Genomic DNA, 1,597 nt, shown 5'->3' on the forward strand with positions numbered 1-1,597 from the left:
ATTACAAAGGTTTTTCCTTTGACCAGACAGCAGCTAAGGCCTTACTTGCTGAAGCAGGACACGCAGATGGTTTTACAACAGAGCTTTATGTTGCAAATACAGATCCTCAGCCTCGTATTGCACAGGCAATTCAGCAAGACCTCGCCGCAATTGGTATCAAGGCTGAAATTAAATCCCTTGCGCAGAGTAATGTGATTGCTGCAGGTGGTGAAGAAGATCAAGCCCCAATGATCTGGTCAGGTGGTATGGCATGGATTGCCGATTTCCCTGATCCATCCAACTTCTATGGCCCTATTTTAGGGTGTAGTGGTGCCGTACAGGGTGGCTGGAACTGGTCATGGTATTGTAATCCAAAGCTAGACAAGTTGGCGATTGAAGCTGATTCCATGACAGATCCAGCCGATGCAGCCAAACGCGAAGCCGCATGGAAAAAAATCTTCACCAGTATTCAAGACGAAGCACCATGGGTTCCAATCTTTAACGAGCAACGTTTCACAATTCGTTCAGAACGGCTGGATGGCCCGGACGGTATTTTTGTCGATCCTGTGCACATTCCTGTTCATTACGACACTGTGTTTGTGAAGGATGGAATGTAAGTATGTGCAAAGCATGTGATTATACAATCCACGCTGCACAGCATCACTTCGGGTGGGATAATTCATTCTCACCCGTTGAGACTGTCGCACCCGGATCAACATTGGAATTTGAATGTCTGGATTCATCCGCGGGACAATTGAACCCTGAATCTACTGTAGAAGATGTAAAAACACTGGATTTTGGGAAAGTTAACCCCGTCAACGGCCCAATCTTTATTGACGGCGCCAAACCAGGCGATGTCATCAAGGTATCCATAGAGGAATTCAAGCCCTCAGGCTTTGGATGGACCGCAAATATTCCCGGTTTCGGGTTACTCGCTGACAGATTTGAAGATCCCGCTCTTCACATCTGGAGCTATGATAAGGATGCACTTGGTACATCCGCATTTGGACCCGGCGGAAAAGTTCCCTTAAAACCCTTTGCAGGAACTATTGGTTTGGCACCTGCCGAAGCGGGTTTGCACTCTGTTGTGCCCCCACGACGTGTAGGCGGGAATATCGACATTCGGGATCTGGCTGCAGGTACGGAACTTTATCTTCCCGTTGAAGTCGCCGGGGGTTTATTTTCAATCGGTGACACCCACGCAGCCCAAGGAGACGGTGAAGTATGCGGGACTGCCATTGAAAGCCCGATGAACACGGTCGTAACTCTTGACCTCATTAAAAATGAAAAGCTAGAGACACCCCGTTTTACAACACCGGGACCTGTAACAAATCATCTTGATAGTAAGGGATACGAAGTCACAACAGGTGTTGGTGATGATCTTATGGAAGGTGCCCGCGGAGCAGTCAGCCGCATGGTTGATCTGCTTAGTAAGCGCTATAACATGAAAGCCGTTGATGCCTATATGCTCTGTTCCGTTTGCGGAGATCTCAGAATAAGCGAGATTGTCGATCAACCGAACTGGATCGTCTCTTTCTACTTCCCACGTCTGGTTTTAGAGTAATCTATGTCCCAAACCCAAAGCCGTTTGCCTGTTCTGGAGGTTCGCAATCTGATC

Annotated in this window: 2 protein-coding genes; both read left to right on the forward strand. The window is 48.0% G+C overall.

Features of this window, described 5'->3' with window-relative positions; all coding sequences use genetic code 11:
• A partial coding sequence (locus tag Q0241_RS13105; RefSeq protein WP_299378177.1) for an ABC transporter substrate-binding protein occupies positions 1 to 596 on the forward strand: 596 nt, incomplete at its 5' end.
• Between the two features lie 2 nt (positions 597 to 598).
• Positions 599 to 1,543: an acetamidase/formamidase family protein gene (locus Q0241_RS13110; RefSeq protein ID WP_299378179.1), complete on the forward strand. Its 945-nt coding sequence runs from the start codon at positions 599 to 601 to the stop codon at positions 1,541 to 1,543.
• Positions 1,544 to 1,597 lie beyond the last annotated feature (54 nt).

The organism is uncultured Kiloniella sp. (assembly GCF_937128705.1).
Taxonomy (GTDB): Bacteria; Pseudomonadota; Alphaproteobacteria; order Kiloniellales; family Kiloniellaceae; genus Kiloniella.

Excerpts from the sequence above, each read along its gene's own strand:
- Q0241_RS13110 (WP_299378179.1), top strand. The coding sequence starts at position 599 with ATGTGCAAAGCATGTGATTATACAATCCACGCTGCACAGCATCACTTC.